Annotated in this window: 6 protein-coding genes, 2 tRNA genes and 1 other annotated feature; all 8 genes read right to left on the bottom strand. The window is 27.5% G+C overall.

Translation table 11 applies throughout. The features are described from left to right. Positions 1-204 precede the first annotated feature (204 nt). A complete protein-coding gene (gene serS / locus B3W71_RS10575) occupies positions 205-1,485 on the bottom strand; it encodes a serine--tRNA ligase (RefSeq protein ID WP_346888897.1) in 1,281 nt (426 codons plus the stop codon). 67 nt (positions 1,486-1,552) lie between these two features. Continuing rightward, positions 1,553-1,754 (bottom strand) — a binding site (T-box leader). A 58-nt stretch (positions 1,755-1,812) separates the two neighbouring features. Then, the gene (locus tag B3W71_RS10570; protein ID WP_346888896.1) at positions 1,813-2,049 is read right to left on the bottom strand and encodes a DUF1667 domain-containing protein; all 237 of its coding nucleotides are present in this window, start codon (positions 2,047-2,049) and stop codon (positions 1,813-1,815) included. 11 nt (positions 2,050-2,060) lie between these two features. Beyond that, the gene (locus B3W71_RS10565) at positions 2,061-3,452 is read right to left on the bottom strand and encodes an FAD-dependent oxidoreductase (protein ID WP_346888895.1); all 1,392 of its coding nucleotides are present in this window, start codon (positions 3,450-3,452) and stop codon (positions 2,061-2,063) included. Positions 3,453-3,565: 113 nt separating this feature from the next. Next, the gene (locus B3W71_RS10560; protein ID WP_346888894.1) at positions 3,566-6,289 is read right to left on the bottom strand and encodes a UPF0182 family protein; all 2,724 of its coding nucleotides are present in this window, start codon (positions 6,287-6,289) and stop codon (positions 3,566-3,568) included. Positions 6,290-6,307: 18 nt separating this feature from the next. Beyond that, complete coding sequence (locus tag B3W71_RS10555) at positions 6,308-6,826, bottom strand: transcription repressor NadR (protein WP_346888893.1); 519 nt, start codon at positions 6,824-6,826, stop codon at positions 6,308-6,310. Between the two features lie 234 nt (positions 6,827-7,060). Then, positions 7,061-7,564 (bottom strand): HDIG domain-containing metalloprotein, encoded by a 504-nt coding sequence (locus B3W71_RS10550; RefSeq protein WP_346888892.1) that lies wholly within the window; start codon positions 7,562-7,564, stop codon positions 7,061-7,063. 127 nt (positions 7,565-7,691) lie between these two features. After that, positions 7,692-7,767: transfer RNA gene (locus B3W71_RS10545), tRNA-Ala, on the bottom strand. A gap of 5 nt (positions 7,768-7,772) precedes the next feature. Further along, positions 7,773-7,849: transfer RNA gene (locus B3W71_RS10540), tRNA-Ile, on the bottom strand. Positions 7,850-7,874: the final 25 nt, after the last annotated feature.

Here is a 7,874-nt window from a genome sequence, read left to right as displayed (position 1 = left end):
AAACCAACTCGACCATCTCTCCATTTCCTACAAGGGTTATTGTATCAAGAAATAACCCTTATGTCAACAATATTTGTTAAAAAATTTTTATATATATTTTAAAACAAAGTTTCTACACTAAATTTACTTGCATTCTTAAATCACACTAGGAAATACTAATGAACTTTATTTATAGAAACTTATATAAATTAAAAAATTATATTTTTATTTACTTATTCTCTCACATCCCATGTATGTTCTCAATACTTCTGGTACTGTAACACTTCCATCTTCATTTTGATAATTTTCAAGAACAGCAGCTAAAGCTCTTCCTATAGCTACACCTGAACCATTTACTGTATGAACAAATTTAGGTTTTGCTTTTGGATCATCTTTATATTTTATATTAGCACGTCTTGCTTGGAAGTCTTCAAAGTTACTACAGCTTGATATTTCTACATATTTATTATAACTTGGCATCCATACTTCAATATCATATTTTAAAGCAGCTGTAAATCCTAAATCCCCTCTACATATTCTTACAATTCTATAAGGAAGACCCAATCCTTGTAATACACTTTCTGCATCCTCAACTAATTTATTAAGTTCATCATAAGATTCTTCTTGTTTGGTAAATTTAACCAACTCTACTTTATTAAATTGATGTTGTCTAATTAATCCCCTCGTATCTCTTCCAGCAGAACCAGCTTCTGATCTAAAGCATGCACTATATGCTGCATATTTTATTGGAAGCTTATCTCCTTCTAATATTTCATCTCTATAAATATTAGTTACTGGTACTTCTGCTGTTGGTATCAAAAAGTAATCTGTATCACTAACTTTAAATGCATCTTCTTCAAACTTAGGTAATTGACCTGTTCCAGTCATGCTATTTCTATTAACCATATATGGAGGAAGTATTTCATCATATCCATTTTTACCAGTATGAGTATCTAGAAAATAGTTTATTAACGCTCTTTCTAATCTTGCTCCAAGCCCTTTATAAACAGTAAATCTAGATCCAGTAATCTTACCAGCTCTTTCAAAATCTAATAAGTTGTTTTCTGTACCTATGGTCCAGTGTTCTTTAGGCTCAAACTCAAAGCTTCTTATATCTCCCCATTTTTTAATTTCAACATTATCCTCATCATCACTACCATTAGGAACTGAATCATGAGGTATGTTAGGTATTCTCATCATTATATATTCTATTCTTTCATCTATTTCATTTAACTCTACATCATAACTTTTTATTGTATCTGAAAGCTGTTTCATTTCTTTCATAGTTTCTGATACATCTATGCCTTGTTTTTTTAATTTAGGAATTTCTGCAGAGGTTATATTTCTTTTATTTTTTAACTCTTCTACTTCAATTAATATATTACGTCTCCTTTGATCAAGCTCTACAACCTCATCTATAAGAGATAAATCAAAGCTTTCTCCTCTATTTTCCATTTTAGCTTTAATCTCATCTGGATTATTTCTTATTCTTTTTAAGTCTATCATTACTATTCCTCCTACTCGTCTTGTTATAATTATATTTTTATATAAATAAAAGAGCCTTCCTTCCCACCTAAGGGACGAAAAGCTCCGTGTTACCACCCTAATTGAATAAAATTAATTATTCCACTCATAAAACTAACGACATATTGATGCCGTACTGCTCATCACAGTCCCTCAGAGGTGGATTCATAATAATATATATATCAGCTTACACCAAATACTGACTCTCTTACATATATAATTAATATTACTATTCTCATCAACGGTTTATAACTTATTTCAATAAATATATGTCTATCTTATTCCCTAAAATATTTTTTGTCAATATTATCATTGATTTTTATAAGCATATTTAGTACATATTATATCTACTCCTGTATTAAGTATATTCTTGCATATTACATCACCTTCTGAAGTTTGAGGCCCTACATATATTCTACTTAAACATTTTGAGCATTCAATCCATAAACTTTTATCTATAGGCTTACTACTCTTTACTGAAACTACTCTCCGCTCTGAAGATCCCTTTACCCTTACTATAGTTGTTAATATATCCTTTTCACTCACTTTTTATTACCTCACATATCATCAAATTCTTTTATTCTTGATAATAAAATGGTTGAATCCTTTGAGTTATTAACTACTTCTGTAACTCTTTTATCCATTTCTCTTGCTAAAATTCCAATAATCTTATCCTTACAGTAACATCCATCACAGCTTCCAAATCCAGCTCCAGTTCTTCTTTTTACTCCTGTTACTGTTCTAGCTCCTAATGGTCTTCTAATAGAGTCTACAATCTCACCTTCAGTAATATTTTCACATTGACATATTATACGTCCATATTTACTATCTAATTTAATGATTTTATTTCTTTCATTGTTTGATAGATTATTAAATCTGAAATATTCCCTTCTTTTATCATTAAAATCTTTTTTTAACTTACAATTTAACTTTTCAACTACTTGTTTTGATATGTTTAAAGCTAAGGATGGGGTTATAGTAACTTTAGCGTAATGGTTAACCTTAATATTTATATATCCACTATTAATAATATCGCTTTGAATATTAACAGGCTCATCAAAAAGGCGCCAATCTCTTACTACTTTTATATCATTTTCATTAATTTCCTTAGTAAGAGGCTTTAGTTTATCGATTACTTTATCATAGTGAACGTTTCTATAATTGCTATAAGCTCCAATTATTTCACTATTAATTGTAGGTCTTATATATATTCTTTCATTTTCTCTTACATCAAAAATTATGTTAGAATACAAATTTTCATAGCATTTATCAATAACTACATACTTTAGATACTTTCCTTGGTCATCTTCTTTATTATTTTCATTAACTAATTGTAGATTCTTATCCTTAGTAGTATCAATAACTATCTTACAAGTAAATTTATTTTTACTTGTTTTTATTTTAAAGCCTTTATTTATACTATCTATAGATTCAACCTCTTCTTCTAATCTAAAATTAACTCCATTATCAAAACCAATTTCGCCATAAGCTAAAGCTAAATCATATGAACTTATTACCCCAGTATTAGGTATATATATTGATTTTAATATCTTTCCTTCTATGTTATGTTCATATTCTAATATTTCTTCCCCTATAAGAAGCTTTACATCATCTATTTTCTTTGCTTTGGCTCTTTCATACATTTTATCAATGCTCTTAGCTTGAAATTCATTTCTAGCTATATATAAAGTTCCACACCTTTTATATGGTACATTAAATCTTGAAGCATATTCTTCCATTAATAAATTACCTTTTCTAATAAGCTTAGATGATAATTCATCTTCACATTCTAGCCCATCATATATAGTAGCCGTGTTTATAGAAGGTGTATCATTACATATATCATAATCTTTTTCTATAACTGCAATATTAAGATTATATTTTGAGAGTTCATATGCTATAGCGCAACCTATAATTCCTCCGCCTAATATTAATACATCATAATCCATAATTTCCTCCACCTTATGCATGCTATTATTACTTTATATAATTATTATAGCCGCCCTACCTTCCATTTTACTACGAAAGCTGTAGAGCGGCTAGTCATGTTATTTATATAAATTTATTTTGATAATTCATCAATTAGTTTTCCTAGTTCACTTATATACTCACCATACTTTGACCAGTCACCATTTTTCTGAGATTCAATAGCTTTTGTGTAAACTTCTTTTAGTTTTCCTAGACTATCTAAACTTACACTTTCCTGTTGGCTATTATTTACTGTACCTGCGTTATTAGAAGTATTATTCTCTTCGACTTTTAAGTTAAACATTTTTGTAATAGCTGTGCTAATATCTTTTTCAAGTACTAATTTATCACCATACCCAACTATAACATTCTTCATTTCTGGTATACTATTCTCACCAGCAGCTCTTAAGTAAAGAGGCTCTACATATAATAAAGAATTTCCTATTGGTATTATTAAAACTTCACCAAATTGAACCTCAGAGCCTTTGGTATCCCAAAGTGATAATTGCTTAGATATCTCTGGGTCTTGATTTATTTTTTGTTTAAATAACATTGGGCTATATACTGTTCCTCCAGTTGGGAATTTATATAAGAACATCTTACCATAGTTATCTCCATCCATTCTAACCCCAAACATACCCACCATATTATCTCTGCCTTTAGTATTGAAATATTCTAAAATAACCATCTCTTCTTTATCTTCTCCAGCTAATTTAGTAGTAACATATGAAGCTTCTGATTTTGTCTCATCCCCTTCAATTGTAGCTACATCACTAGCTATAGACCATACATCATCACCATTATAGAAAACTCCAGCATCATCTACATGATACTTAGATAACATTTCACTCTGAATTGCAAATAAATCTTGAGGATATTTAAAGTGAGATTTAATATCATCAGATAGTGTACTTAAGTCTTTAAATAACTTAGGAAAAATCTTAGCATATGTTGCAACTATAGGGTCTGTATTATCAGTTATATAGAAATTAGTTGTCCCATCGTAAGCATCAATTACGACTTTTACTGAGTTCCTAATATAATTTATATCTTCCCTCGGTTGTGCAAATGGGAATTTATTACTTATAGTATACGCATCCATAATCCAATAAAGTCTATCATTGCTAATAACTACATATGGATCTTTGTCATATCTTAAGAACGGTGCAATTTTATTAACTCTTTCTACTATATTTCTATGAAGTAAAATTTTACTTTCATTAGTTATATCCTGAGATAATAAGAATTTGCTATTTTGCTCTTTTATAGCGAATATAATTCTATTTAAATAATTCATAGATATACCTGCTTTACCATCATAGTTGTTAGTAGCGTTTTCTCCCCCTACAGGATAATCTATTTCACCTAATTTTGTATTAACTATACTATAATCATTAGTATTTTCTCCAAAATATATTCTCGGATTCTCTAATGAAATATCTGTTTCATTTTCTATTGGAATATTACTCATAATAAAATCTGGTTGTCCTTCACTTGTTACTGAGTTAACTTTACTCATAACAACACCATATCCATGGGTATATGATAAATGTTTATTTTGCCATGTTATAGAGTTTTCATCCAACTTTTCAAAATCAATTTCTCTTGGTGCTATAAATACCTGATTATAATTTCCATTAATATTATATCTATCAATATCTATATCATTAAACTTGTAATAATATCTTATATATTGAAATTGATTATAAAATTCTAATGCAGGTCTATATGCATTAACTTTAATATTTTCAACTATATCTTTATTTTCTTTAATACCTTCAGCATTTAAATCATTTTTTATCTCAAAATTATTTTCATCAATTTCATCAATATTATAAGCCATCTTAGTATACTCTATATTTTTTGAAATATAAGGCTTCTCTAAAGTTTTTTCATTAGAATTAACAATAAATTGTTGAACAACACCTGCTGCGACACCTTCTCCAATCATTAATACAAATACTATTATTACTGAAAATATTATTGGTTTTACTTTTCTTAATATTATACTAAAGAATATTAATACAGCAAAAATGATTGAAACTATAGAAATAATTTTATAAAATTTTAAAGATACATTTACATCTGTATAACTAGCACCAAATACTATACCCCTTGAAGAATATGCTAGGTTCCATCCTTTTATCATATATCCTAAAGATATAACTAACATAAGTAATGCAGCTATTACAGCAAGTTGTTTTCCTGCGAAATTTGTTATACCACTAGTCATAGATTTAAAGCTTGTAAACCTATTTGATCTATCAAAATGAGTATTAATTTTATCTTTCATATTTAAAAGGATATAAATTACAAAAGTAGCTATTACAAGTAGAACTAATAAAGAAATTAGGCTACTATATAAAGATTCTATTAATGGTAATTTAAATATAAAAAATGATATATCCTTATTAAATATAGGATCATTGATATTAAACTTTGTAGAGTTGGTAAACTCTAATATCTTATACCAATATATACTGGAAAAAATGAAAGAAAAGAATAAAGATATAACAAAATTTATTACTAAAAATATCTTGAATCTTTTTTTCTCCTTAATCTTATCTATTTCTACTATCTTTTTTATTTTTCTTATATTAGGTATTAAACTTTTATAGTATAATGTTATTCCTATAAATATTACTAAAAATATAGGAATCATTATCTTTAATATAGATAATAATTTAGTAAAATAAATTGAAAGATAGCCAACTTCACTAAACCATTGATAATCAACTATTATATTTATTCCAGCAACCGCTAAAAATAATATAACAATTATGGCAGTAACTATAATACCTATAGCTTTCTTCTTCAAATTGTTCACACTCCTATTTTATAATTCTTTAATTAAAAATCCCTTTTTATCTAATTCTTCTATTATATCGGATAAAATCCCATCACTTTCACATATTATAGTATGAAGGTGAACTCCATTTGTTAGTGCGCTTAAAGGTTCAGCTTCATATTGATTAAAATTGTTATAAAAATTTTCAATATCCATCATGTTTTTAATCATAAGCATAGCTCTTATTTCACCATAGAGAGGATGCTCAACTATTACATCTTCAACAACTGCACCATACTTAACAATAGTCTCAAGCTCATTTTTTACATCTTCTCTGCCATGATTAACAGCTATAACTTTCTTTACACTATTAATATTTTCTCTCAAATCCATATATCCTTTTGGTGTAGATATAACTTTTATTCCCTCTGCCCTTATAATAGCTATATCCTTCACTATAACTTGACGAGTAACTTGAAACATTTCAGCTAATTCCTGCCCTTTTATAGGTTCCTGAGATTGTATTAATAAATTTTTTATTTTTTCTCTTCTTCTTGAACTTGTCATACTACCCTCCGTTAATGAAAACATAATATATTATTTAAACTTATTTAAATAATAGTATATCATACAAACATGTATATTATTGTATTTATTACTTTTATTATTAAACATTTAATTTAATTGTTTATTTTATAAATTGTCTATATAAATTCTAATAAATAAAATTTATTAATACTCCATAGCGTAATCTAAGATTGCAAAGAAATTTAACATATAAGCTTTATTAAAACTTATATATTAGTTTTTATCATCATATTTTCTGAGAATATTTAACCAATTGTTTTCTATTTTATAATTGTGATGATTTCTTATAGTATTTAAAAATTCTTTATTATATCCTTTTTCACTTAAAGTTTTATATCCTTCTTCTCCATGATTAAAGAATATATATATTTTAGAACTTTTATCACTATATTTTTTTATTCTTGTTTTTGTAAAATAATTTAGTAATACCAAGACAGATTTATCTATTGGACTCAAAGGTCTATGAGCCTTACCTATATCATGTAATATTGCTGATTTTATAACCTCTTCATAATTAAGATCATTTTTTTCAATCTTATCTTTAGATTCATTTTTCTGCATATCTCTAGCTACATTAATTGAATGTTTCATATCACATACAGGAAGCTTATATAGTAACTTCTTTTCAGATTCATTTAAATACTTATTAATAAATTCAACATCTTCCTCAGTTATTTTTGCAAATATACAGTTAATAAATTGTTTAACTCTATTCATACTAATTACTCCATCTTTGTAGTTAATTAATTTTCTTCAATTAATATTATCATTAACTAAAACAATAATATAATAATTAACCTAGTAATGCAAATATAAAAAAAAAGCAATCTATCTAGATTGCTTTTGGTGGAGATAAAGGGATTCGAACCCTTGACCCCCTGCGTGCAAGGCAGGTGCTCTCCCAGCTGAGCTATACCCCCAAATATGGTGGACCTTCAGGGACTCGAACCCCGGACCTACCGGTTATGAGCCGGTTGCTCTAACCAACTGAGCTAAAGATCCAAATGACCTGGCAACAACCTACCCT

The sequence above is a fragment of the Clostridium sp. UBA1056 genome (assembly GCA_002316385.1).
Lineage (GTDB): Bacteria > Bacillota > Clostridia > Clostridiales > Clostridiaceae > Clostridium_J.
Note: the sequence above shows the minus strand (reverse complement) of the source record. Positions and strands in the feature narration are given on the sequence as shown.